The organism is Paramagnetospirillum magneticum AMB-1, from assembly GCF_000009985.1.
GTDB classification, from domain to species: domain Bacteria; phylum Pseudomonadota; class Alphaproteobacteria; order Rhodospirillales; family Magnetospirillaceae; genus Phaeospirillum; species Phaeospirillum magneticum.
On record NC_007626.1, the window covers coordinates 2,363,665 to 2,386,437 of the forward strand.

27 protein-coding genes are annotated in these 22,773 nt (G+C 50.0%); 11 read left to right on the forward strand and 16 right to left on the reverse strand.

What is annotated here, in order from left to right:
* Positions 1-4 precede the first annotated feature (4 nt).
* From AMB_RS11015 to AMB_RS23425, 7 genes are all read right to left on the reverse strand, one after another.
* Complete coding sequence (locus AMB_RS11015; RefSeq protein ID WP_231849047.1) at positions 5-511, reverse strand: helix-turn-helix domain-containing protein; 507 nt, start codon at positions 509-511, stop codon at positions 5-7.
* A 13-nt stretch (positions 512-524) separates the two neighbouring features.
* Positions 525-1,022 carry a MucR family transcriptional regulator gene (locus AMB_RS24480; protein WP_083763503.1) on the reverse strand — a complete coding sequence of 166 codons (498 nt, stop codon included), beginning with the start codon at positions 1,020-1,022 and terminating at the stop codon, positions 525-527.
* Positions 1,012-1,290: an HU family DNA-binding protein gene (locus AMB_RS11020; RefSeq protein ID WP_011384580.1), complete on the reverse strand. Its 279-nt coding sequence runs from the start codon at positions 1,288-1,290 to the stop codon at positions 1,012-1,014. The genes AMB_RS24480 and AMB_RS11020 overlap by 11 nt, the downstream gene beginning before the upstream one ends.
* Positions 1,291-1,349: 59 nt before the next feature.
* Positions 1,350-2,447 carry a sensor histidine kinase gene (locus AMB_RS11025; RefSeq protein WP_083763504.1) on the reverse strand — a complete coding sequence of 366 codons (1,098 nt, stop codon included), beginning with the start codon at positions 2,445-2,447 and terminating at the stop codon, positions 1,350-1,352.
* A gap of 60 nt (positions 2,448-2,507) precedes the next feature.
* Complete coding sequence (locus AMB_RS25230) at positions 2,508-2,876, reverse strand: hypothetical protein (RefSeq protein ID WP_043746553.1); 369 nt, start codon at positions 2,874-2,876, stop codon at positions 2,508-2,510.
* A gap of 156 nt (positions 2,877-3,032) precedes the next feature.
* Complete coding sequence (locus AMB_RS11035) at positions 3,033-3,209, reverse strand: hypothetical protein (protein ID WP_231849048.1); 177 nt, start codon at positions 3,207-3,209, stop codon at positions 3,033-3,035.
* A 76-nt stretch (positions 3,210-3,285) separates the two neighbouring features.
* A complete protein-coding gene (locus AMB_RS23425) occupies positions 3,286-5,172 on the reverse strand; it encodes a diguanylate cyclase (RefSeq protein ID WP_231849049.1) in 1,887 nt (628 codons plus the stop codon).
* A gap of 559 nt (positions 5,173-5,731) precedes the next feature.
* On the opposite strand from AMB_RS23425, the gene AMB_RS11050 reads away from it, so the two are divergent.
* From AMB_RS11050 to AMB_RS24485, 3 genes are all read left to right on the forward strand, one after another.
* On the forward strand, positions 5,732-6,463 hold the full coding sequence (locus AMB_RS11050) for a Crp/Fnr family transcriptional regulator (RefSeq protein ID WP_050750812.1): 732 nt from the start codon (positions 5,732-5,734) through the stop codon (positions 6,461-6,463).
* A gap of 69 nt (positions 6,464-6,532) precedes the next feature.
* Positions 6,533-8,545: an ATP-binding protein gene (locus AMB_RS11055; RefSeq protein WP_083763506.1), complete on the forward strand. Its 2,013-nt coding sequence runs from the start codon at positions 6,533-6,535 to the stop codon at positions 8,543-8,545.
* A 336-nt stretch (positions 8,546-8,881) separates the two neighbouring features.
* Positions 8,882-9,304 (forward strand): DUF1465 family protein, encoded by a 423-nt coding sequence (locus AMB_RS24485; protein WP_231849050.1) that lies wholly within the window; start codon positions 8,882-8,884, stop codon positions 9,302-9,304.
* Between the two features lie 129 nt (positions 9,305-9,433).
* Here AMB_RS24485 and AMB_RS11060 read toward each other — a convergent pair whose 3' ends face one another.
* Both AMB_RS11060 and AMB_RS11065 read right to left on the reverse strand, forming a co-directional pair.
* Entirely contained in the window at positions 9,434-9,676 is a 243-nt protein-coding gene (locus AMB_RS11060) for a hypothetical protein (RefSeq protein WP_231849051.1), read from the reverse strand.
* Between the two features lie 30 nt (positions 9,677-9,706).
* Positions 9,707-10,090 carry a hypothetical protein gene (locus tag AMB_RS11065; protein ID WP_043744239.1) on the reverse strand — a complete coding sequence of 128 codons (384 nt, stop codon included), beginning with the start codon at positions 10,088-10,090 and terminating at the stop codon, positions 9,707-9,709.
* Between the two features lie 507 nt (positions 10,091-10,597).
* Here AMB_RS11065 and AMB_RS11070 point away from each other — a divergent pair.
* From AMB_RS11070 to AMB_RS11080, 3 genes are all read left to right on the forward strand, one after another.
* Positions 10,598-12,403: a hypothetical protein gene (locus AMB_RS11070; protein ID WP_043744240.1), complete on the forward strand. Its 1,806-nt coding sequence runs from the start codon at positions 10,598-10,600 to the stop codon at positions 12,401-12,403.
* 101 nt (positions 12,404-12,504) lie between these two features.
* Positions 12,505-12,897, forward strand: a complete 393-nt coding sequence (locus AMB_RS11075) for a hypothetical protein (RefSeq protein ID WP_011384589.1) — start codon at positions 12,505-12,507, stop codon at positions 12,895-12,897.
* A 127-nt stretch (positions 12,898-13,024) separates the two neighbouring features.
* Positions 13,025-13,855 carry a DNA adenine methylase gene (locus AMB_RS11080; RefSeq protein ID WP_083763508.1) on the forward strand — a complete coding sequence of 277 codons (831 nt, stop codon included), beginning with the start codon at positions 13,025-13,027 and terminating at the stop codon, positions 13,853-13,855.
* A gap of 60 nt (positions 13,856-13,915) precedes the next feature.
* Here AMB_RS11080 and AMB_RS24490 read toward each other — a convergent pair whose 3' ends face one another.
* Entirely contained in the window at positions 13,916-14,344 is a 429-nt protein-coding gene (locus AMB_RS24490) for a response regulator transcription factor (RefSeq protein ID WP_158303964.1), read from the reverse strand.
* Positions 14,345-14,799: 455 nt separating this feature from the next.
* On the opposite strand from AMB_RS24490, the gene AMB_RS11085 reads away from it, so the two are divergent.
* Complete coding sequence (locus AMB_RS11085) at positions 14,800-15,186, forward strand: tyrosine-type recombinase/integrase (RefSeq protein ID WP_011384590.1); 387 nt, start codon at positions 14,800-14,802, stop codon at positions 15,184-15,186.
* Positions 15,143-15,382, forward strand: coding sequence for a tyrosine-type recombinase/integrase (locus AMB_RS26995; protein ID WP_407636036.1), 240 nt, complete (start codon positions 15,143-15,145; stop codon positions 15,380-15,382). Before AMB_RS11085 ends, AMB_RS26995 begins: the two co-directional genes overlap by 44 nt.
* An 83-nt stretch (positions 15,383-15,465) precedes the next feature.
* On the opposite strand, the gene AMB_RS11090 is transcribed toward AMB_RS26995, so the two are convergent.
* Positions 15,466-15,903 carry a hypothetical protein gene (locus AMB_RS11090; protein ID WP_148207391.1) on the reverse strand — a complete coding sequence of 146 codons (438 nt, stop codon included), beginning with the start codon at positions 15,901-15,903 and terminating at the stop codon, positions 15,466-15,468.
* 784 nt (positions 15,904-16,687) lie between these two features.
* Here AMB_RS11090 and AMB_RS11095 point away from each other — a divergent pair.
* Positions 16,688-17,227: a hypothetical protein gene (locus AMB_RS11095; RefSeq protein WP_148207392.1), complete on the forward strand. Its 540-nt coding sequence runs from the start codon at positions 16,688-16,690 to the stop codon at positions 17,225-17,227.
* 41 nt (positions 17,228-17,268) lie between these two features.
* Here the strand turns inward: AMB_RS11095 and AMB_RS25235 are convergent, their stop codons facing one another.
* Positions 17,269-17,577 (reverse strand): DUF6626 family protein, encoded by a 309-nt coding sequence (locus tag AMB_RS25235; RefSeq protein WP_148207347.1) that lies wholly within the window; start codon positions 17,575-17,577, stop codon positions 17,269-17,271.
* Positions 17,578-17,714: 137 nt separating this feature from the next.
* Between AMB_RS25235 and AMB_RS24495 the strand changes: the two genes are divergently transcribed.
* Positions 17,715-18,260 carry a tyrosine phosphatase family protein gene (locus AMB_RS24495; protein WP_083763601.1) on the forward strand — a complete coding sequence of 182 codons (546 nt, stop codon included), beginning with the start codon at positions 17,715-17,717 and terminating at the stop codon, positions 18,258-18,260.
* A 226-nt stretch (positions 18,261-18,486) separates the two neighbouring features.
* On the forward strand, positions 18,487-19,089 hold the full coding sequence (locus AMB_RS24500) for a hypothetical protein (RefSeq protein WP_083763510.1): 603 nt from the start codon (positions 18,487-18,489) through the stop codon (positions 19,087-19,089).
* Between the two features lie 141 nt (positions 19,090-19,230).
* On the opposite strand, the gene AMB_RS11100 is transcribed toward AMB_RS24500, so the two are convergent.
* Genes AMB_RS11100 through AMB_RS24515 form a run of 4 tightly spaced genes read right to left on the reverse strand, consistent with a single transcriptional unit; the run spans position 19,231 to position 22,745 of the window.
* Entirely contained in the window at positions 19,231-19,599 is a 369-nt protein-coding gene (locus tag AMB_RS11100; RefSeq protein ID WP_197531991.1) for a DMT family protein, read from the reverse strand.
* Between the two features lie 13 nt (positions 19,600-19,612).
* Positions 19,613-19,771: a tryptophan-rich sensory protein gene (locus AMB_RS27000; protein ID WP_407636037.1), complete on the reverse strand. Its 159-nt coding sequence runs from the start codon at positions 19,769-19,771 to the stop codon at positions 19,613-19,615.
* Position 19,772: 1 nt separating this feature from the next.
* Positions 19,773-21,335, reverse strand: a complete 1,563-nt coding sequence (locus AMB_RS26425) for a hemerythrin family protein (RefSeq protein ID WP_231849052.1) — start codon at positions 21,333-21,335, stop codon at positions 19,773-19,775.
* 30 nt (positions 21,336-21,365) lie between these two features.
* Positions 21,366-22,745 carry a bacteriohemerythrin gene (locus AMB_RS24515; protein ID WP_083763511.1) on the reverse strand — a complete coding sequence of 460 codons (1,380 nt, stop codon included), beginning with the start codon at positions 22,743-22,745 and terminating at the stop codon, positions 21,366-21,368.
* Positions 22,746-22,773 lie beyond the last annotated feature (28 nt).

The following is a 22,773-nucleotide window of genomic DNA, read 5'->3' on the forward strand; positions in this document are numbered from 1 at the left end:
CATACTAATTGGCACCACCCAAAGCCTTCGCCATCGACAGAACCTGATCCCGGACCTTGGGGTCACTGATGCTGAAATAGGCCCGTACCAATTCGAGGGTTTCCCGCTTTGTCATGGGATTGTCGTCAGCGACATCGATTGCCTTGGTGACATTGCCCCGGATCACCTCGACCGGCGATGCTGCCTGGGCAGTCGAAGAGATTTCCTCAAAAAAGTAGCCAACCCGGACATCCAGAACACGGGATAGATCGAACAGCCTGGATGCTCCGACCCGATTGGCTCCACGTTCGTACTTCTGGACCTGCTGGAAGGTCAGCCCCAGGCATTCTCCAAGCTTCTCCTGGCTCATTCCAAGCAGGGTCCGGCGAAGCCGAATGCGGGCACCAACATGGACATCGATGGGATTGGCACTGCCGTCGTCCAAGCGTCCTCTGGTGGACCGACCAGCCTTCTTGGCGACCTTGGCAGGCTCGGGGGCGGTTGCGGGTTTGGAACTCTTACGTGGCGGCATGGTGGTCTTTTCCTTACGAGGATGGCTTCGCCCATCTTGATGTCGGATAAACATGAGCAGGAGCCGCGTCATGAGCGACGCCCGTGTCGCTACTGGCATCGGGAATCGTTTCTGATTTTGGTTTATGTCGAGAAATTCCAAGCCCAAATTTTACGGCCATTCTTGATCGGTGAGCAGCATAGTTTGGAGCAACCATGGGATAATCAGCAGGCAAATCCCACTTCATGCGGTATCCCTCTATGGATAATCCATGCCCCCGATTCAGGTGACGCTTCATCAATTTTTGATGACTTCCACATTCAAGGCAGATCACAGATTCCTCCGTTACCGACCTTTTAATCGATACGGCAGGCTTCTGGCTTTCAGTCGGTGCTGCAACCGGTGTGATGGTTGCTTTCAAAGACGAATAAACGGACTTGATCAGGTTCGGAATTTCTGTGACCGCCAAGGTGTTGCTGCCCAAGTAGGCGGCAACAATCTTGGTGGTCAGAGCCTTGATGTCATCGGCCATTGATGGTGTCCTTGAGGCTCTTTCCGGCGGTGAATTTGGCAGACTTGCTGGCCGCGATGGTGAGGGTCTTGCCAGTTTGCGGATTCCTGCCTTGACGGGCAGGACGGGCAGAAACCGAGAAGGTTCCAAAGCCAACCAGACGTACATCATCACCCGATTTCATGGCGGCGGTGATGGCTGCGAAAACAGCATCAATGGCACTTGCCGCGTCGGCCTTGGTCATGTTGGCACCATCGGCGACGGCGGCGATCAATTCGGACTTGTTCATGTGCCCCTCCCTACCAAACAAAAACGGAATGACTAACAGCCATCATTTATCAAACGGATTCACTCAGGCGTCGGCAAGGTAAACAGGAAAGTCGAGCCGCCTGAAGGTGATTGCTCGACCCAAATCTCGCCCCCGTGCCGCTCGACAATCTTCTTGCAGACAGAAAGACCGATCCCTGTTCCCTCGTATACCTCTCGGGTATGAAGTCGCTTGAAAAGCAGAAAAATTCGGTCGAAGTATTCTGGTGCGATCCCGATACCATTATCTTGAACAGAGAAGGTCGCCTTACCATCATCGAGACGAGCAGCGACGGCGATGTGGGGTCTTATCCCCTTTTTTCGATATTTGATGGCATTCCCAATCAGGTTTTGGAAAAGCCGATCTAACTGGTAAACATCCCCAACCACCATGAGTGATGTATCCACATCGACGACCACGTGTGCATCACACTCGGCAATGGCTGCCCCGAGATTCTTTACGGCATGGGAAATGGCATCACCGATCCGCATCGGAACCAGTGGTTCTCCCTGTCGATCAATTCTGGAGAAGGCAAGCAGGTCCAGAACCATAGCATCCATTCGCCGGGCACCGTCGCGGACGAAGCCGATAAATTCATGCCCATCTGCGTCGAAGTGATGTCCGTAGCGGCGTTCAATTAGGTCAACATAGCTCCCGATCATACGGAGCGGCTCACGGAGATCATGGGATGCGACGTAAGCAAATTGCTCAAGTTCGGCGTTGGATGCCGCCAAGTCCTTACAGGCAATTCCCAGTTTTTCTTCGCTCTCCCGTCTGACAGAGACATCAAAACAATAGCCGACATACCCGAGAAATTCGCCGGACTGGTTTTGAATAGGGATTCCGTAATCTACGATCCAACCGTATTCGCCACAGGCACGCTTGATGCGGTATTCCATGTCGAACGGCTGACGAAGTGCGAAGGCTTCAAGATAGATTTTCAAACAGCGATCAAAATCATCGGGATGGACGCCTTCCGCCCATCCATTCCCCATCTCCTGCTCCATTGTTCTGCCGGTATAGGCGAGCCAAGCGGGGTTGAACCAATTGCATTTGGCATCAAGACCAGCACGCCAGATCAGAATCGGGGCAGCTTTTAGGAGTTCGAGATCAGGCCAGCCTGTGTTTGCAACAATCATGGCCGTCCTCCGCCTTCACGCCGATCAAATGCTACCAAAGATTTATATCTTTCATCAACCTCAAGCAAAATAGTCCGGAGATTTAGCACCTTCCATTGTGCACCGATCCCCAACGGACTCCTCCTTCACCCGGAGGATTCCTGCCTCCAATCCCGCAGCAATCACCGTGTCCGAAATGGCATCCTTGATCTCATCAGGCAGAATAATTGCGGCTTTCCATGAGCCATCTGGTGCCCGATATTTCGGCAAGGATACCTTGGTGCTTTTGCCATCCGCTCGAACCTGGACACCTTGAATGACCATCACGACACCATCGAAGACGACTTCAACATCAGCCAAGGCACGCAGCTTTCCTGCATTCATGAGATGAGTGATGTGGATCGCTGATACCGTGACCGAAGTGGTGTCCGTGGTCGGAATTGCGTTCATCTTGTCCGCCTTGATGGCATAAGCCGAATACGATAATCTTTTTTCTGTGGCATCCCCCCAATGCGGCCACATCTGGATAGTTCATTCCCGTAAACCTGATCTATCCAGCACGATTCGGCGGTGGAGTTCTCGCCAGTTCGCCACCGCCGACCTGCTTTACGGCTCGTTCCGAATCACAGGCACAGCCGCAAAGTACTCCGGGTCTTCCAGGGTGCGAATCGACACCATAATCGTCTCGTGCCGGTTCACCATCCGGGCATGCGGAACACCATCAACGGCCGTCCAAAGTCGGGATACCTCCCAGACTTTCCGGGTCTGGTCGTTGGCCTTCATGTACCGATCCCCGACTTGGATGGGGGGAGTTTTTCGTCTGAATATCGCCATTGTCGCCCAAAATGAATGTCTGCGATTAGCCCGCTGTATCGCGAACCGCCTGAATTTGTCCAAAGAACTTTCGATCTTCGGACAGCATGTGTTTTGCCACCACGTCATAGGCCAGGAAATTGAACAGGTCGCCCAGGGCCAGTTCACCGGATGTGAAATTAGCCACCAATTCCCCGGCACGGTCGATCAGCCCCTTGTGGGTTTGGGCATGTTCATCAGCACCGGAATATCCTATCGAGCGGAAAACTGCTTCTTCATCCCGGAAATGATCCAGAAGGTCCGCAACAAGTGCTTCGATCTGAGGTGCCACCTCATCGGTTGGTCGCTCTCCGATGACTGCTGTCAGCAAATTATTTGCGTGTTCGAATAGATTTCGGTGCTGCGTGTCGAGCAAAGCATGGCCGGACTCGTAGGTGCTCCTCCAGACCAGACGGAGGAAAGCAAGATCAAGAAGTTCAGCTTCGTCAGCCTCATCAGCCCCGCAAGCATCCGTAATAACCCGATTACGCCCACCTTCTTTGGCCGCATAAAGGGCTGCATCTGAACGGCATAGCCAGGATTCCCAGGTTTCCTCCTCCCGGTATTCAGCGACTCCGAAACTGGCGGTAACGTGCCCGATGCCTTGAAATTCGTAAGCCATGATTGCCTTACGAATTCGTTCTGCAAGCAGGATTGCGATCATAAGACCACTGTTCGGGGTGACGATCACGAATTCCTCACCGCCCCAACGTCCGAGTAGATCTGTGGAACGCATACATTTTTGGGCGATGTCGCAAAATGTCTTCAGAACTTCATCTCCAGCGGCATGGCCGTGGCCGTCATTGACCTTCTTGAAGTGGTCGAGATCGATGAAAATCAGCGAAACAGGGTGTCCATATCGTGTCTTACGGAGCATTTCCTGCTGGGCTGATTCCTCAATCCTACGACGGCTCCATGTGCCCGTCAGATTGTCATGCTGAGCCAATTGCTCCAGTTCTTCTCGGGCGGCAACAAGTTCGGCATTCGATGCGGCGAGTGCCTCAACAGCTTTGGTCAGTTCCAGGTTCAAAATTTCGAGTTCGTGGCTGCGTTCGGCCAGATGCTGTTCCGCGATTTTGCGTTCAGTGATGTCTGAAACGACGCACACCAGACCGGCACGACCATCCCTATAAGCAGGCATATGACTGGCGGTCAGTTGCCCCCAAAATGCGGTACCATTCGACCGCCAATAATGCCGCTCCAAGTTGACGTCGGGCCTGTCCTGGAGCAGATGATCCGCCATGTTCTTTCGGGCTGTTTCCTGCTCTACGGGATCAACCAGATCAACGTATTCCATGCCAATCAGCGATTCCAATGGCATCATGAACATTTCCGCCATCCGTTGGTTGGCCGCACCAATCCGGCCACTGGAATCGATGGTAAAAATGGCCACACTGGAATTGTCGAAAATCAGCCGCAGCAGCCCCTCCTTGTCACGAAGGGTTTCCTCGGCTTCACGTCGTTCAGTGATGTCCGTGTACAGCGTGATGAATCCACCGCCCGGAAGTGGCTGGCCTGAAATTTCCAGAATGGTTCCATCAGGCCGAACACGCTCGAATTGGTGTGGCTTCATCACCATGGCTCTCTGGACAACCTGTCCCGCAAGTTCCTCTGGGTCACCTGGACCGTATTCACCGCGTCGTGCGTTGAACATGGCCAGGGATTTCATGGAGGGCAGGCTGCCTTCAAACAATTGGTCAGGGAAATCCAGCAGCCGTCTGAACAGGCCGTTGCAGGCGATCATTTCAAGGTTCTGATCGAACAGCGTTACGCCGCACGGAAGGTGATCGATGATCGACTGGATGATGTGCTGGCATTCTGGGGAGTTGGCAAGCACCAGCAGGTGACCAAGGTCGCCGATTTCAGAATGTTGATCTCGACGATTACCAGTCATCTCAGTTTCCGGCCACGGCAGGAGTAGGCATCGGTATTTCTATCAAAAGTATTATAGCCTCACGGCCTGTAGGTCAATCACTTGGAATCCGAGAGCGGTGATCGTCACAAGTAATTTCATTTGCATTGATAAATAAACAAAATCACTGTTTTTAGACAAATTTTCGGTTACAAATCGTAAAAATCCTCAGATGCAATTGCCCACATTTAAATTGTGGCATTGTGGCTTTTGATTTTAAGCGTTCGATTTATGTTTCTCGATAATGCCCTATTGGCAGTGCCAGCTTGCTACTTGGCGATCACGAGAAAGACGGCGGTTGTTTAATCAGCAACCGCCGTCCTTTCTCGACCAGGAAGAAAATTCGGGAGGTTCATTCATCCAGGTCGTGGCTGTTCGTCCTTGGGAGGGAAGCCACTACGAATTCAATCATGCCTTCGCCAAACAGGGCTATCGGGTAACAACCCTATCTCCGCAAACATTCATTCGAAATGTCCGAATTGACTCGCTCGCCCATAACCACTGAAACTGAATGCGTCACTACCCGGATTGGAAATGCATCATGGGTCTGCTGAAGAAATGCGGCGGATGTAACGCGTGGTCATCGCGGCATCGCGTGCCATTTCGAGAGATTTTCTGGGAAGGCTGCCCGTTTCACCGATTATCATCCAGAGTCACGGTTTCAAAGGGAGGAAACCTCTTCCACGCAGGCGATCAGATTTCTGGTGCATTTAGCCTTTCAAATGGTCTGGTTGCCCTGGAGCGGGTCAGTGAAAACGGGAATCTGGTTATCTTCAAAATACTCCAGCCGGGTGCTTTCTTTCCCTGCTCCAGCCTTCTTCGAGATGGTCTTCATACCACGACCGCTCGGGCACTCACCGACATCACCGCCTGCTTCATTCCGATGGATCGCTTAGCAGCAGCAATCAAGGATGATCCATCCGTCAGTGCGGCACTGATTAAATTGAGTGCGGCGGAAATCCTGGAAAATGAAGATGCCATCTTCCGGCTGTGCAGCGTCTCTTTACAAGATCGAGTGCTGGATACCCTTGCGATGTTGGCGGAAGAACTGGGGGATCAAGATGCTAATGGCGATCTGCACCTCACCCTCCCGATGGCTTGGAGCGATTTTTCGGCCATGGTCGGAAGTGGACCGGAAGTGATTTCCCGCTTGTTGCGGCGGCTTATGAACAGTGGCCGCATCTCATTCACGAAACGAAACATTACCCTTCACCGCCCCCGAGAGAATTTCCGCGTTGGAAGTGCAGACCAAGCCCCCTATACCTTCGAATAGCATGCGTGCTAACCTAAAGTCGCTTGGGCGACCACGGTGTTGCCTGTTAGAGCGTTGGAGAACGTTAACATGACCTCCAATGTGCGTTCATCAGCGTCAATATCGCTTTCTGCATTTCGGAAGCTCATTCTGGGAGCATCGGTGCTGTGGACAGGGGCCGTTGTGTTTTCATTCTGGACTGGCGTTCAGAATGAAAAGCGTCAGGCTCATAATTTGGCGGTTCATGAGGCCAGGGCCAATGTTCAAACTGATATTGGCTTCCGACATTGGGCCACCTCTCATGGCGGCGTATACGTACCACCCGATGAGCGAACCCCTCCAAACCCGTATTTGAATGTCCCCGACCGGGATGTTGTAACCACGTCGGGACAGCATCTGACCTTGATGAACCCGGCCTATATGCTCCGGCAATTGATGCAATCGGGCTTTGTTGCCAAGGGCCGCATCACCAGTATGAAGCCACTTAATCCTGATAATGCCCCTGATGAATGGGAGGTAAAGGCCCTCAGCCGCCTGGGTCAAGGTGAAACAGAGGTGGCAGAGGATGTGCAAGAAGATGGGAAGTCGGCTCTTCGATTGATGCTCCCAATGCGTATCGATGAAGGATGTCTAAAGTGCCACGGGCATCAAGGATATCAAGTTGGTGACCTACGCGGGGGAATTGACGTTACGGTGGCATTGGCCCCGTTCGAGCAGGGGGCTGCTCAAGAAATCAGGCGATTGGAAATCAACCACGGTTTGATCTGGTTGCTGGTGACGTGTGGAATTGCCCTAACCTGGATGGGAGGAAAGGCCCACATTCGCCGCCAGGATGAAGCTGAAGCCAAAATTGCCCACTTGACGGATGTATACGCGGCCCTCAGCCACACCAACCAATGCATCATTAGGTGCAATACCCGCCAAGAACTCTTCGAATCTATTGTCAAGATCGCGGTTGATTTCGGTCATTTTAAAATGGCCTGGATTGGTATTGTTGATGAGTCAACTATGGAAATATCACCCGTAGCCTGGGCTGGTGACGGATTTGGATATTTGGATGGTTTGAAAATATCCGCCGACCCCGAAAGTCCATATGGTCAAGGCCCATCGGGACGTTGCATACGGTCTGGAGAGTACTGCGTTACCGAGGATTTTGCAGCGTCGAACATGACAACGCCTTGGCATCAAAGAGCGGCTTCATTTGGATTTCAGGCATCTGCGGCGTTCCCGCTATCTAACCAGAAGAAAACTGTCGGGACATTGACCCTGTATTCCAACGAGACGGACTTTTTCACGCCAGAGTTGATCGAACTTCTGCTGGAAATGGCCGGAGACATTTCATTTGCCTTGGATCGAATGGATTTGGAAGCCAGCCATCAACGCCAGGAAGCTGAACGGCAGGAGATGGTTGATCGTTTGACCGCCTCCAATACCGAATTGGAACGGTTTGCCTATGTGGCCTCCCATGATCTCCAAGAACCCCTACGATCTATCGTTTCCTTTACCCAGCTTGTTGAGCGGCAATTGGGCGATAAACTGCTCCCGGAAGAGAAGACGAATTTCCAGTTTGTAGTTAATTCTGCAAAGCGAATGAACCTGCTCATCAAAGACCTTCTGGAGTTTTCCAGAGTTACTGTGAAAGGAAATTCATTCTCGAATATATCTTTGGGAGATACATGCTCAGCAGCACTTGAAAATTTAAAGGAAACCATACAGGAAAGCGGTGCCGAAATTGTGGTTGGTGACTTGCCGGAGGTAATGGGAGATTCCGTGCAGATCATGCAGGTTTTTCAAAATCTGATCGGCAATGCCATCAAGTTCCGTCACGCTAACCGCCCATCTCTGATCACTATCGATTCTGAAAAGCAAGACGGCAATTGGCGGATATCCGTAAGCGATAACGGCATCGGCATTGCCGATACCACTCAGGATATCTTCGAAATTTTCCGCCGCCTTCACTCTGGGAATCAATATCCGGGGAGTGGCGTTGGCCTTGCAATTTGCAAGCGGATCGTCACCCGACACGGAGGCCGAATCTGGGTTGAATCTGGAATTGGAAGTGGTGCGACATTCCGCTTTACCCTGCCAACCGTACTTGATTAGGCGATTGACGTGCATTGCCCGGCAAACGCATGTCCAGGCAAAAAGGGATCAATCGACGAGACCCGATAGGGGAGAGGCGACCGTCCTACCAAGGACAATCACTCTAATCCCTATCGCCGGGGTCATTCTGCCTATGACAGCGACATAGCGTTCCAGTGACGGCAACAAAATGACCGCATACAGCCGCTAAGGCAGACGTATGACATTTGGTATTGAATGGCATTTGACGCCAAAACTTCGCATGTTACCATCAGGAACGATTTGCCCGTCTTGGTGGTGACGTGAGGTGCGGCGATGCGGACAACTACCTATTTTCGTGGCCCATTTGAAGAAACCATGGCTCTGCTTGATGAAGCACGGACCTTCATGATGGAGACCGAATGGCGGGATCGGCAAAAAGTCGATGGTGTTAAGGGGCTTCGGATAACCAATGAGGCTTTTCGGCTAACAAGCCGCCTGACACAAGTTATGTCGTGGTTGATGTTCCAGCGTGCAGTTTATGACGGCGAGATTTCCGCAGAATATGCGTTGCAAAAACAATTTAGGCTGTCGGGGCACGATGTGTGCTTGGACACATCGCATTGTAATGATTCCGTGATTTCTGATGATTTACGATCACTGTTGAATCGTTCGCACAAACTTTTTCTGCGGATCGAGCGGCTTGAATCAAGTTTTGTTCGTACTGCATTGCGTCAATACACATCATCTAACAACGACGAAATAGACGCTAATTGCAAGCACGCTGAAACTGAACATTGACCCATAGAATGTTTCTCGTTGAAATGATCGACTATGGGCACGACGTAGTTGCGGTGTCGATGCCCAGGCTGGCTGGGTTTTGTGACAGCCATCCAGGCCCAGCCAGCCACATTGCCCATCGATTTTCGCCTACCGCTCCTCAAGCAGGAATCCGCCGAACATAACCTTGACGTCAGCGTCAACCGCAGGAAACACGGTTTCCACAACCATTTCTCTTTCACTGATGATTCGACCAACGAACGATGAACATTCATCGTTGTTGACGACGAATAAAATTCGACAATCTTTGCTAATTATGTCGTCACGGCATTCGTCGTCATCATCGATTAGGTTGCTAATCGGTATGATCATTCCAACTGCATTTTCAATCATTACATATTACTCCAGAACTGATGCGACAGTTTAGCGTGATGAGCATTCCATTAAGGTATGGCACTGATAGTGGACGGTCCCCCAGAAGCTTTCGGATATCGGCATGGAAAGGATGCCCCCAGCCTCTAAGACCTCGATGCCACCACATACGTCCCCTTGGAAATCGGCAGCACCATCAGGGTCCATCTGGACCCATATCGCCTTTTCCTCTTCGCTCATGAGCAACCATTTGAGAGCAATGATCAGTTCCGGAGGCTGATCGCCATCAGGTGACCATGGGTGGTTGATGACTTCAAACCGATCACCAGACCACTTGAACTCAATGTCACCATCTTCTGCTCTCACTCGAATTGGGGTTTCGCCGACATCAATCATTGTGTGCATCAACGTTTCGTGCAGATCAAATTCGCACACCCTAATCTCCGGTATTTTTGATTGGCACCATCTACGCAAGTTAGCCGCACAATTTTTGCAGGCAAACATATTTTGGAAATGTGCCGGTAAGCACATGGTAAGTGGCCGTTCAAACGTCCGTCAAACAAAAAGCGACAATGTAAAAACATTGTTATAATTAAATCGATTGATACAAAAACAGCCTGTTGGCGACGAATATAATTTTATACCTATCGTAGTCGGCTTTTTGGTTTGCAACCTGAACGATATGTCCGGCGTGTAGTGAGGAAGTAGTTGTGGCTTGAAAAAATATTTTCAGGCACCGAAAACTTCTTTGACATGCGTTACGCAGATGGCATGGCGGCGATGACGCCTATAAAAACATGAATTAGGATGTTTTCTTGCGTGTATTAAGTCTGTATTTCTTGAACTATATAAATGTTTGCCATAAACGCCACTCATGAAACAAGGTTGAAAACATTATTTTTGCCTGATAATGGTTGTCGTGCCAACTGAAGGTAGCGTGCCATGACAAATGATTTGAATGCAACCTGCGAAACTGATCACTCAGTGACCAGTTGCGAGTTTGAGGAAGATGCTCCACGCATAAACAAGCCGAGATTATTCAAATTAGCTGATGATGCTATTAAGCTGTGGCTTGAAACTGATTTGGCTGTCGCTCAAACTCGGAATGAACATGCCAGGGCAAAGTATGAAGGCATATTCCGGTTTGCATGGTCCGCGATAAACATCGACCCAGCCGCATTTAAGAACATCAACAAAGTGAAGGTTGATAAGCGTTGTGCCGACGATCCGTGGCGGCTACCGGTCAAGTACCTGCTTGAGATGACCAAGCGACTTTATTGCGAAAAGCACGGTTCGCCCGAGGCCAAGGCCGAATACCCATCATCAACGCTGGCCAAGGCCGTTGACCTTGTTCGCATCGCGGCCAAGGCTGGAATCGAGCCAGATGGGTTCGGGGCGTGGTGGGACCAGTACAAGGGGGTGAACGACATTCTTGACCGGTTCAAGGTCAAGTCGGTTGCCCGACCCAAGTCGAAATCCGTGATCAGCTTGAGCAAGCGGCAGTGGCGGATCATCCAGCGTGCCGTGGTTGGTTTGGCGTCAGAGGATGAAAAGACCAAAGCCCGCGTCTTGGTCGAGGATGCGATCCATAGCATCGACGAACCCGATGATGACGACAGCGAGAAAGTCGATGCTGTTGATGATGGTAACGATGCCCTTACGGCGGCAGACGACGAAACCGTGGATGTCACTGATCATGAGGAACATTTGTCTGCTGATGAGCAGCTTGCCGACGATGATGGCGATACCGAAGACGATCCGCCGCCGTCTGGTGGCGAGTCTGTCCCTGCTGATGGCCGTTCGGACCACAAGGACTGCGAGTCCGAAGCCGAAGTGGCACTACCATCCACCCAGGTAAAAAAATCGGATGCAGAATTGATTGAGACGGTGATATCTGCGGGAATTCGTCATTTCAGGTCACAAGCCATCCCCGCCTATGCGGAAGGTAAAGCTCTGCCTCATTCCCTGGTGGAATTGCTCAAAGCCATGGTTAAGACGGAAAAGGGGGCACGGTTAAAGACGATTAAGGCGGTGCTAGCGTTCCATGCTGAACATGCGTCAGCAAGACCGAAACCCAAAGCGAACCAGGACGGTGAAACTGATCCTAACGACGATCCGCCGCCGTCTGGTGGTGAACCTCTCCCTACCGATGAACAGGGGGCAAATACGGAAACTGGTGCCCTTGGTCAACGGACTGACAAGGTCGTTGCACCTCAGAATGCGGCCGAAGCCATCGAGGCCGAAGCCAAACGCTTGGTCGCGACAATGCCACTCAATCGAATGGACCCTGGAGAAGTGAAGATATTTGGTGCTTGGCTCAATGACCACGCTGACCAGAAACTAATTTATGGTCTGGCGGTCAACGCATACACGCTTAACACCGATATCGACCGGAGATATGGCCCGCTTGATTACCAGTTCAATGAAATTGTAAGTCGCATTGTGAGGATGCTTGCCGATGGAAAAGGCATCTACTTCAACGATGATCTACATGTTTATTATGACCATAGTGAACCGGTCAAAGATTGGAATGGAAATAATCCGGCATGGATTGCAATGGCTCATATAGACGACATCGGGGCAACATACTTCAGGGGATTTAAATCCAAAAAGGATGCAATAATTTTTGGGAGTGAAACCCCCGTCGCCATTTTCAAGAAGGCGAACGATTTCGGGACGTTTGACATCTACTCAGACCCGCATAAGTGGCTGAGCAAGCACTACACCCATATCCCGCATGATTTTTGAGCATACAAAGATTGCCCGCTTGAACCCGCCGCGATATGATGCCAGCAGCAAATTAACTGTGGCTACATGAGCCACACGGGTAACTTAATGGAGCTTGATACATGTCGTTTCTCGACAAACTGAAAGCAGCACCGGCCCCGACCCGCGTGCCTGTGGCGTCCAAAAGCACCCCAGTCACCCGGTTCGTCAAGAAGGTGCGTGAGCAGCAGGAAATGGTTCAGGCTGCCATTGACGGTGGTGAGATCAATTCCCGCACCGCTTGGTTCGTGAAGTCTGGAGATGCCTACAAATTCAAGATTTTGCGGTCACCGTTGTCGGTCGATGGAACCGAATGGTTTGAGGCTGCAAACCTTGCCGATCTGAAGGGTATCTATCAGGGCATCATCGATGCGGCCAATGGCGGCGACGAAAAGTTGGTCAAGTTGATCTACGAACGTTCCGAAATTGATAAAGTGGTCGCCGAGAAAAAAGGTATCGGCCGCAAAAAGAAGTAATTGGCCAATTCACAAATTAGCCCCGGCGGAGAAATTCGCCGGGGTTTTTTCATGCGTGGCATTCACGCGGTTTAAAAACAGAATCACGCCATCAAACTGATAAATACCAGTTTGATGGTGACATTTGATGGCAATTTTTCGATATCCAGGTGGCAAAGAGAGAGGCAAGCAGACAATTATTTCCTTCATCCCTGATGACGTGGATGAAGTTTGCTCTCCCTTCCTCGGGGGTGGTGCCGTCGAACTGGACCTGGGTCAACGCGGCATCCGAGTGCATGGATACGATCTGTTTGAACCACTGGTGAACTGCTGGCAGCAGATTGGGATTGATGCAGGTGCTGTCGCCGATGCTGCCCGCCAATATCATCCATTGGATCGGGATGGTTTCTACCAGCTTCAGAAAACGTACTTCTCCATCCCCGACCCGGTGATGCAGGCTGGTGCCTACTTCGCACTCAATCGGGCTTCATATTCTGGTCTGACATTTTCAGGGGGCTACTCTGGGGAAAGATTCACCACATCCTGTATCAACAAATTGGCACGAACCACGATCCCCAATATCAGCATCCAGCAGGCCGACTTCTCAACCAGCCTATCGTGGCACCCTGATGCCTTTGCCTACCTTGATCCGCCCTACCTCCTGCCCCCCGAAAAATCCAACCTCTATGGAATCAAAGGTGATGCCCACCGGAACTTCGATCACGTTCGACTCGCTGATGTTCTTCGGTCGCGACCAGGATGCTGGTTGCTCTCTTACAACAACGACGAAACTGTCCGACGGCTCTATGAGGGTTTCGCCATGGTGTCGGCCAGTTGGGCATACGGCACCGGCAAGGTCGGGGCCGAGCTATTGGTGTTTTCCCATAACCTGGCCGACGCAGTAGGCATGACCCCATTGGGTCGTCGATTCAGTTGTTCATGGCATCGCGACGATGACCAGATGATCCAGGTCGCCTGATTAAACAGTCACGTCGAGATGGAGCATGACGCCGGATGGGAAACATCAGCCACAGGTCATTTAGTCATGTTCGATTGATAGCCTTGAAATGGTCAACTCTATTTCATCAATCAACTTTCGCCTCGTCACAGGTTTCACAATGTATCCATCAACATGATGGGCTTTTGCGAGCATAATTGCCTCTGGGCAGTCCTGGACTGTTACCATTATAAAAATACAATGCGGCGTCATATTTCTAACAAACTCGAGCAACTGCAAACCATCAACATTTCCCATTGACCAGTCAGAAAGAATTATATCTGGCAATCTCTCCATGCTATTTAAAAGCTCAATAGCTTCTTCACCGCTACTTACGGATAATATATTGCTAAATGAATTCGCCAATAAAAGCTTGTGAATAATTTTATTAGTTGTGGCACAGTCCTCAACAACTAATATTGAAAAGTCAAGAAGGTGAGCCGGATACGGCTGGTTTCTGGGATGCGACATCTCACCACTCCATAATGGTGCGGTCTCAAGGAAATTTTGAGGCGGCATTGTGATGGATGACAAATTGAACACGCACGTCCCATTTGGGTGGTCTATCCGCCCTTGACCAACACCACGGTATCAAAATTTTGCTCCACCCAAAAGACGGATGGACAACTTCTTCGTCGCGGCATGAGCGTAGCAGTCCCCACCCATGATCGGACCATAATAGAACGATAGCAGATATACATTACATGCCCCACGGGACCATCGAGTTGGCGGTTAATGATGATGACCGCATGTTCCAATGCATCGCGATATCGACAGAATGCAAACTCGCCATGAAATAGGTATTTCATGATGAGTTGCTGTTTACTGCATATTTTTCAATGGGGTGGCCTTGGCCGATTTATTCGCGGATGCTATACTCGTTTTAAAGTTATCTACTGCTTTAATTTTATGATGAGTTGGCGATCATGGCAGGCAAGCAGGCGAAGGTTCTTACAGCGACCCAAATCTCGACAGTTTTGCTTCACCTCGGATCAACCCGTCATGGCTTCCGTGATCGGGTCATGTTCTTGTTGTCGGCCAAGGCCGGGATGAGGGCCAAAGAAATCGCCATGATCACATGGTCGATGCTGCTGACCGCTACCGGCGAAGTGGGCGACATGATCCACCTGGAGGATAAAGCCACCAAAAGGTCGTCTGGCCGTTCGATCCCAATAAACCGCGAATTAAGGTCGGCACTGGTCGAACTGCATGGTCAGGGGAATTCGCAGTCCAGACCATCCCGTAATTTTTTCGGAACGCGGTATAGGGATGACGGCGAACACCGTCGTCGCGTGGTTCTCCCGCCTTTATGATCGCCTCGGATTTCTGGGATGCTCATCGCATAGTGGACGACGGACGTTCGTCACCAACGCGGCCCGAAAGGTTGGACAGGCCGGTGGTTCTTTGCGTGATGTCCAACAACTTGCAGGACATCGCAGTCTGGCGATGACGGCCCGTTACATCGAGTCCGATTCGGATTCGCAGCGGCGGCTGGTCAACTTGATCTGATCACCGCAGTACGAGGTCGTCGGAATCATTCGGGGCAGGTTGATCACCAACCTGCCCCGGTATCGCGATCCGATGATGATCTGTTACTCGACCTTGTGGCGGCGGTGCTTTGCCTTGATGCGGGCAGCCTCCAGAGGTTCATCGAGTTCCCCGGCCTTCACGGCAGTAGCGATCTGCTCCAGCACTTTGATTGCATCGGCGTTGGTCTTGCCCGCAATCACGGTGTTGGCCATCCCCTGTCCCTGGAGTTCAACCACGGTGCGACCATACCTGATTTCCAGCAGCAGGGTGCCGTCGTTGGCCGACTTCCAGAACCAAGCCTGGGGCGGACGACTGATGCTCTGCCGCGTGTTGCCGTTTTCGGCACCCTTGGAATAGCGAACCCGTTCGACGGTGAAGCCGGGATTCTTCAGCAGTTCGACCTGATTCTGGATGCCATCCAGCACAACCTGCCGGGGGGTCTTTTTCCGGGCTTCGGAAACCAGAATCTTCTTTTCGTCGGAAAACTTAAGCTGCAACATAATAGCCTCCATACGTTAACCTTGAAAGCATGATAAGGCCGTAATTAATAAAGGCCAATATAGCGGCATTAATATATTTCATGATATGGCCGCACGGCCACATGATGCCAACTAATCAAATCACACATACAGACATACGGCGATGCGTTGCTGCATTGACGCATCAGTGCTGGACTTCGCTGGAGATTGTTAGGTCTGACAGGTGACCGCATTTAGCGTCACATTGAGATGATAACAATCCACGTTCAGTAAATGTCTGGATTAATCAGCCATGCATCATGATGTTCATAAGATGGATATTCATTGGACTACTTGCCATCAGCAAATAACAAACAAATTGCCGATTCATGTTAGCCGATTCGAAAATGGCTTCGTCGAGGCCATGAAACGCCTTCGGCTACTCCATATGAAACGGCATGAGCCGCCATAGGCGTAGTCGATCTGATCCCCTGCCGGGGGCAGGGTGGTGTTGTGACGAACGAAGGGAACGAGTTGTCGGTGTTGGACCTGAACCACATGAGTTGAAATCCATGATGACGCCGAAGGCGTCTTGGTTTTGGGACCAACGAAGGAAATGAGTTGTTCATTTTGTCATGACGCCGCAGGCGTCTTGGTCTTGGACAGACGAAAGGAGTGAGTTGTCCGTGTTGAATGTGGCTAATCTGTGATTAGCTGGAGTGCGACTTAGTCTATATTGGATACCAACATAGACTAAGTCCAACTTTTTAGTCAACAATATAGACTAACTCAGGAGATAACCAGAAACAAAGGACACATCACAATCATGTATGAACTCGACTATTTTTGCGTATTTCGGGAAGAACCAAGAGATATCCCGAAAAAAGGACATAAATCATTGGCATTCAGTTCGCGGTATCAGTTTAGCGGACATATCGAAATTGACGGCACTGAGTACACCGTCAAATTCAGCAGCTACGATGACCTCAACAAGCTGATAGACGGAACCTACAAATCCAAGGCATCGTTTGTTGATATATACAAAATATACACAAAAGCAATCCGCCTTGAAGCCAGAACATATTTCAGTCCGGTTATCACCAAGGAAAAGGGGCGATGTGGACAATGGACCTTGCTTGGTCGCGGCGATACGGCGTGCGTACCTTATTTGGTTATGTCGATCCCCAGCCCTGGTCGGATCGAGGTGGATTTGATGGCAATGGATTTCAACGGCGAATCAACCCGCCTCAAAACCCTAACCACCAAGCCAGGAGGGATTGTCATGCGAATGGGGGCAAAGATGCGTTGGGTCTGGCGTCGGACCAAGGTTGATTCAGAAACCAATCTAACGCCGGAAGCAGCGTGATCATGAATGTGGTGTGGCAGGAGGTTCCCCCTCCTGCCACATCACCTCACCCGACGCCAGATTTCGGTCCATGCTTCATTCTCAAGAATCTTAAGTGCCTTGACACCTTCTTGCAGTTCCTTGATCTGAATTTCATCGGAACAAAGAACCGCAGCTTCATTGGTCGAATCAATTACCTCAGTCACATTCGAAACCAATGCCAAAAGTGCTTCGGTTGATATTCGACGGCTTCTCGATTTTGAACTACTCAAGTAGCTCTGGCTTCTGTTTAACCATTCACCAAAATCGCGACCCGAAGTTACAATTCCCAACGAATGAAACTCTTTATATATCTCTTCTAATTTTCGCATGAACGACTCCTGCTGTTGCAGGTGTATTTATCCCAGCAGCGAATACCTTCATGGATGTGAATTTATTTTGACCGCCCAAATTGGCCGACACATTCAAACCTGATATTGTTCCCGCCCACATCCTGGGAGGGAGCATCATGACCAAGACAAAATTGCCCTTCGCAATGACCATCTGCGGGCTGGATGAGCTTGGTGACGAGTTGGAAGCCTTCGGCCCAACTCACATCATCTCAATTTTGGACCCCGGCGATGACCATGACGATCCATTGGTCTTCCCTGGATCGATCAAGGTGCTGAGTCTCAGATTTTATGACTTACACGCGATGGGGGGAGTGGTTGGAAAGTCACTTGATCGACAGGGACGGAACGAACACCCCAGCGTGGACCATGCTCAGACCATCATTGATTTTGGTCGAGAGATACCCAGCGGTGGCCGAATTTTATGCCATTGCTGGGCAGGAATATCTCGCTCGACAGCCGCCGGATTCTTACTGGCATGCCTGCACCTACCTGCGGCAGAAGCCATGGACCTGATCATGGAGCTACGGCCCGGAGCGATGCCAAACAGGCTCATCGTAAAATTCGCAGACCGGATTCTTCGTGCTGAAGGACGGATGGTTGCTGCGATTGACGGTCACAAACGCGATGTTGGAACTCGGTCAATCAAGTCGAGAAGACGTTGAGCATCATGTAAAGCACCTCGGAGTAGGTCAAGGACGGCCATCACCTCAAATCTAACGAGGTTTTCATCATAAACCGGCGGCAATCGTCCCGGAGCAACAGAAACGGCATCTTCCGGTGAAATAGTAAAATCATTCAATCGCATAGCTTACCCCGCATATATTGATACTATGTATTTATGTGGTTATATTGTAACAAGCACATACATCAGATTGCTTGGAGGGCATTATGCGTTCGCAAGTCATGCTGCTATCAGTCTGCTTGCTGTTAACTGCGACATTTGCCGCAAATGCACAGGAAGGCGTCTTCTATATGACGGACAAAGGTGTTGCCGGTGTGATTAAGGCCGCTCCTCCGCCGATCTATCAGCGTGATCCGAACCTGCCGAATTATTACTCCCTCGGCTCGGAGCCATCGCCGCCGCCCATCACATACGACGAGATCAACACCCCAGGATACTGGCACCGGGAAAAAGAATCCGTACTTGGACGGGACGGCAATGGCATGAACCTGCATGATCGTGGTGAATACTGCTCAAGTCTGGAGAGAAAGATCAGTCAGTATGCCGAAATATCAATACAATGGCTAAATGACCACGACCTATGGTTTTCACCGTCATTTGGATACATTTCTCATGGAATCGTGATGTCTGAATCGCGAGACATTTTGACCTATGCACAGGTTGCATTCCGCGACATGCGATATGTGAAAAACAATGGGTCGCTTATCCAGCATTGTGAGGATATCGCAAATTTTGCGATCAGTCGGATGTCGAAATTGCTGGAAAAATATCCGGAAGACCCCGGCTGGGTTGAACGCAGCAGGAATTGAATGGACCGCAGCAAAAACGGACGCCATTACCTCGGATCACTTCAAACACAACTGCATGTCCGAGAAACCGACATGGGCGGTCCATTCTTCGTCGGAGTGGGAGCGTTCAACGAAGTTTTCGTGTTATTATATGCATCCGAATTACACCTGGATTGGACTCTTGAATACAAAGAACGCACCTGCACAGATCAGGGCAAAGCCGATGGCATGATTTATGGTCAGTCGCTCCCCCAGGTACAAGACGGAGAATCCGGCAAACACGGTGAGGGTAATAACCTCCTGCATCGTTTTTAGCTCTGCGGTCGAATAGGTTCCATGGCCGATTCTGTTCGCAGGAACTGCAAAGCAATACTCCACAAATGCGATAAGCCAGCTAACTACAATAGCGATCCACATGGCTCTATCTGTAAATTTCAAATGCCCATACCACGCAAAAGTCATAAAAACATTGGATATTACCAACAAACCTATTGGAGCAATGGCTGATGAGTTCATAACAAGAACTTTCATTTGCAAAAAGTTATTAATTTAGGCTCCAGAACCCAATATTTAAAGCCGATGCAAAGCCGACCCAAAGCAGATATGGAGCCATGAGCATTCCGGCAATATTGACCCGCAACATTACCACAATCTCGCGAGCACATATTTTGGAACGTCTCGATACGAGTTTCTTCTGGGGCATGCTATTTTTCGACAATATCAAAGTCTCGCAAAGACGCGGCTGATCCGAGTTCCATTTCCAAGATTTTCCCGGCTACCTCGTTTGCCTCGATTGCTGCGGACTTTGCGGTGGAACTCATAGCGTCCAATCCACCGATTACCGCAGTCAAGCTTGCCACCCGGCCCATTTGCCGCCGCAAGATGTCCCCGATTCCAAGGGGGATGCCCTGCTTGCCGGACAAAATATCACCGCAAAGCCGTATGATTTTTTTTGCAGCCGTCACGGCCAGAGAATCCGCACTTTTCGTCAGTGCGTGCCGTATCTCGCCCAACCGTTTAAGCTGGAAATTAGAGCATCCACTCACCTGTACACGAGAATCCGCAAGCTCCATAAGATTAATCAATCTCTCTGTTGATTTCGAAATATCATACAGTATTCTTTTTTTATGACGTTCGTCAGCAGTAGAACTTGTCTGGAGGTTAACGTTCATAATTCTTGCGGCTAGCTCATACGCATTTTCTATCACGATGCCAGTTTGCTTGTGCACAGTCTCGCTGCCAATGCCATCATCATATTCGCCATTCATCTTGGCGATCATGATGCGGTCAATGCTAACAATATGCGTGACGAGCCAGTTATATATTAAAAAGAAAAGTTTCTCGCCTCCGCTGCCATTATGAAGGTCGTCGCGATTGATTCCGTCAAGCTTCTCAACGAAGCCCGCATGAATACGTTTGTGCTTATCTCTTTCATCATAATCAAAGGAGTCCATAAGAGACTCCTCGTGTTTAAAATGCATTTTTACATAATCTGAAAGCCCATCGATGACGTCATCGACGGCCTTATTTTCATACTCCGCACTTGAAGTTGCCCCGAGTATTTTCAGGAAATCGATAATTTTGCGGTGTTGATCATCGATGTCGTCCCGGCCAGTGGCAATCGCCGTAGACCAACCAATTTCAGCCTTCATATCGACCGAAGATGAAGGGGCTATTGCCTCTCGGGGCTTACCTCGCAGCTTGACCTGCCGCTGATCTGCGGAAGGAGCAATCACAGGGGAGCCTTCTTGACGGCGGGTCAGGGTATCATCCGCCCGTCTAAACGGCCCTTTGTAGCCCTTCATAATCGCAGAGCGTCTGTCCGGCCCATGGAAGGCCGGAGAAGAAATAAAAGCCTTCTGCGTAGTCATTGCAGCCGTGATCGCCATTTGAAGCGAATGTCGGGTTATGGGTAGGGTGAGCGAAGCGGATATGCCCCCGTCTCTTGCCGCGATTAGCTCATCGGCGGTCCACTGGTTATCCAGGGCGATGACGGGAAGGGATTGAGGGGGCTGCCCTTCTCCCCAACGTACGTGCTTCAGAATCTTTAAATGCCCAGTTCCACCAAGCTTATCGCACAGGATGATATTTATGTTTGATGCGTTTCCGTGCTCAAGGTGTAGCATCGTGTGACTGATATCTTTTGTTTCTTCCTGAACGACAAAGCCACACTCACGCATCACAGAAACAATAAGCTTTCTTGTCGCTGTATTTTCGATGGCGACGAGTGCATTAACATCAAATGAGGACGATGCTACGATTGCCATTCTTATTTATTCCAGTCGTATTTTAATAATTCAGCGTGACACATAGCTTTCTGACACCTTCTTGCCAGATGCTGAAAGTTCCTCCACATCAGCGTAGGCGATTTTGTCCACCCCACCCTTCAATTCCCGACATCTATCTCGGAAGGTTTCAACTGAGTATGATTTGGCTCCAGAAAATTTTCGAATTTTCTCCGCCAACTCATCGGCAATATTTTCAAGCTTTGTTAAGCTTCTAAAAGTGCTTTCATTTGTAGCCAATCCGTCACGTATGCCAGCCGCTAAAGAGTTACATTCAAAAATTATGGCTCCGGCAAGGCTTTTCAAACGGTAATTAACAATATGTTTAATGGCTTCATTTTTTTTGGGTTCGTACTGTTCCATCGGAATGCCACGTCCTAACGCCTCGACCGGATTCGGGACTATGATTTGTGGGGCCGAGGCACAACCAGGACGGCTTTCATTTCGGCGTTCTGGACCAATATAATCTTGGGTGACGATAAATGGCTTCCGCCTTTCTACATGCCCAATAATCTGATCTCGCAATTGGCCGGATGAAAATGGAATAAGAAGCACAGAATCAGTTCCTGAAGACATGGCACTACGTACCGCCACTTCATCTCTTGATGAAAGGAGAAGAACCGTCAATACGAATGGATCGCTATTTGTTTGTATAGAGCGAATTTTACGAATGAAATACGTCGAATCATTTCCATCAACCACAGTATGCATTACCAAAATCTGGAAGCCGCCATTCCTGCACGCTTCATCAAGAGCGATAAAGTTATTTGATTCCTCAATTTTTGAAATTCCAATTTCATTTAGTGTAAACCGTACTCCAGATCGAATTGTGCTGCTTGGCTCGCAAATTAATGCTGTTATTTTGGAGTAATCTAATTTCATCTTGGCGGGCACAATGGCATTAGGAATGGCCACTTTTTCAGGCTCTTCATTCTCAAGAGCGTCGAGAGCAAGATACGCAAGCGGCCTCTGATCAACGTCGTCATCAGTCAACAATGACTTGAATTTCATGTCTTCATTCATAATGTGACTTGCAAGCCACTTAAGGACAAGTCCGTGCAGTTTCTCCGCAACTGACAAGCTTCCGCCACGATATAGCCTGATCACCTCATTAATTTTTCGATTGAAGGCAAAGTGCTTTGCCCGATGATCGTCAAGGTGTTGAAAGCCAATTTTATCCATGGCCTTTTCTTCACGGAGAAAGTGCCCTGCAACATATTCTTCGAGCATCGCCAAAGCACTATCGATTACGAGCTTGCTGCTCGCTGCCTCGAAAACGACGCCCTTGAGTAAATTGGCAATTTCAAAGAATGCTTTGTGATCGCTGTCAATCGCTGCATTCCCGACAGAGAAAGCGTCTGACCATCCAGCGATCTGGCATTCTTCTGTCATTCAGCAAAATCTCCATGAACTCTGCCGA

Bases quoted from the DNA above. Each gene is read 5' to 3' on its own strand.
- AMB_RS11060 (WP_231849051.1), bottom strand. From the start codon at position 9,676: ATGATTGAAAATGCAGTTGGAATGATCATACCGATTAGCAACCTAATC.
- AMB_RS11055 (WP_083763506.1), top strand. From the start codon at position 6,533: ATGACCTCCAATGTGCGTTCATCAGCGTCAATATCGCTTTCTGCATTT.
- AMB_RS11020 (WP_011384580.1), bottom strand. From the start codon at position 1,290: ATGAACAAGTCCGAATTGATCGCCGCCGTCGCCGATGGTGCCAACATG.
- AMB_RS25235 (WP_148207347.1), bottom strand. From the start codon at position 17,577: ATGCGAAAATTAGAAGAGATATATAAAGAGTTTCATTCGTTGGGAATT.
- AMB_RS11075 (WP_011384589.1), top strand. From the start codon at position 12,505: ATGTCGTTTCTCGACAAACTGAAAGCAGCACCGGCCCCGACCCGCGTG.
- AMB_RS24515 (WP_083763511.1), bottom strand. From the start codon at position 22,745: ATGACAGAAGAATGCCAGATCGCTGGATGGTCAGACGCTTTCTCTGTC.
- AMB_RS11025 (WP_083763504.1), bottom strand. From the start codon at position 2,447: ATGATTGTTGCAAACACAGGCTGGCCTGATCTCGAACTCCTAAAAGCT.
- AMB_RS11070 (WP_043744240.1), top strand. From the start codon at position 10,598: ATGACAAATGATTTGAATGCAACCTGCGAAACTGATCACTCAGTGACC.
- AMB_RS24495 (WP_083763601.1), top strand. From the start codon at position 17,715: ATGACCAAGACAAAATTGCCCTTCGCAATGACCATCTGCGGGCTGGAT.
- AMB_RS27000 (WP_407636037.1), bottom strand. From the start codon at position 19,771: ATGCCCCAGAAGAAACTCGTATCGAGACGTTCCAAAATATGTGCTCGC.
- AMB_RS11095 (WP_148207392.1), top strand. From the start codon at position 16,688: ATGTATGAACTCGACTATTTTTGCGTATTTCGGGAAGAACCAAGAGAT.
- AMB_RS25230 (WP_043746553.1), bottom strand. From the start codon at position 2,876: ATGAACGCAATTCCGACCACGGACACCACTTCGGTCACGGTATCAGCG.
- AMB_RS11035 (WP_231849048.1), bottom strand. From the start codon at position 3,209: ATGAAGGCCAACGACCAGACCCGGAAAGTCTGGGAGGTATCCCGACTT.
- AMB_RS11085 (WP_011384590.1), top strand. From the start codon at position 14,800: ATGGCAGGCAAGCAGGCGAAGGTTCTTACAGCGACCCAAATCTCGACA.
- AMB_RS11050 (WP_050750812.1), top strand. From the start codon at position 5,732: ATGGGTCTGCTGAAGAAATGCGGCGGATGTAACGCGTGGTCATCGCGG.
- AMB_RS11100 (WP_197531991.1), bottom strand. From the start codon at position 19,599: ATGAAAGTTCTTGTTATGAACTCATCAGCCATTGCTCCAATAGGTTTG.
- AMB_RS11015 (WP_231849047.1), bottom strand. From the start codon at position 511: ATGCCGCCACGTAAGAGTTCCAAACCCGCAACCGCCCCCGAGCCTGCC.
- AMB_RS24485 (WP_231849050.1), top strand. From the start codon at position 8,882: ATGGCTCTGCTTGATGAAGCACGGACCTTCATGATGGAGACCGAATGG.
- AMB_RS11090 (WP_148207391.1), bottom strand. From the start codon at position 15,903: ATGTTGCAGCTTAAGTTTTCCGACGAAAAGAAGATTCTGGTTTCCGAA.
- AMB_RS24490 (WP_158303964.1), bottom strand. From the start codon at position 14,344: ATGTCGCATCCCAGAAACCAGCCGTATCCGGCTCACCTTCTTGACTTT.
- AMB_RS26425 (WP_231849052.1), bottom strand. From the start codon at position 21,335: ATGGCAATCGTAGCATCGTCCTCATTTGATGTTAATGCACTCGTCGCC.
- AMB_RS24500 (WP_083763510.1), top strand. From the start codon at position 18,487: ATGCGTTCGCAAGTCATGCTGCTATCAGTCTGCTTGCTGTTAACTGCG.
- AMB_RS26995 (WP_407636036.1), top strand. From the start codon at position 15,143: ATGACGGCGAACACCGTCGTCGCGTGGTTCTCCCGCCTTTATGATCGC.
- AMB_RS23425 (WP_231849049.1), bottom strand. From the start codon at position 5,172: ATGACTGGTAATCGTCGAGATCAACATTCTGAAATCGGCGACCTTGGT.
- AMB_RS11080 (WP_083763508.1), top strand. From the start codon at position 13,025: ATGGCAATTTTTCGATATCCAGGTGGCAAAGAGAGAGGCAAGCAGACA.
- AMB_RS24480 (WP_083763503.1), bottom strand. From the start codon at position 1,022: ATGGCCGATGACATCAAGGCTCTGACCACCAAGATTGTTGCCGCCTAC.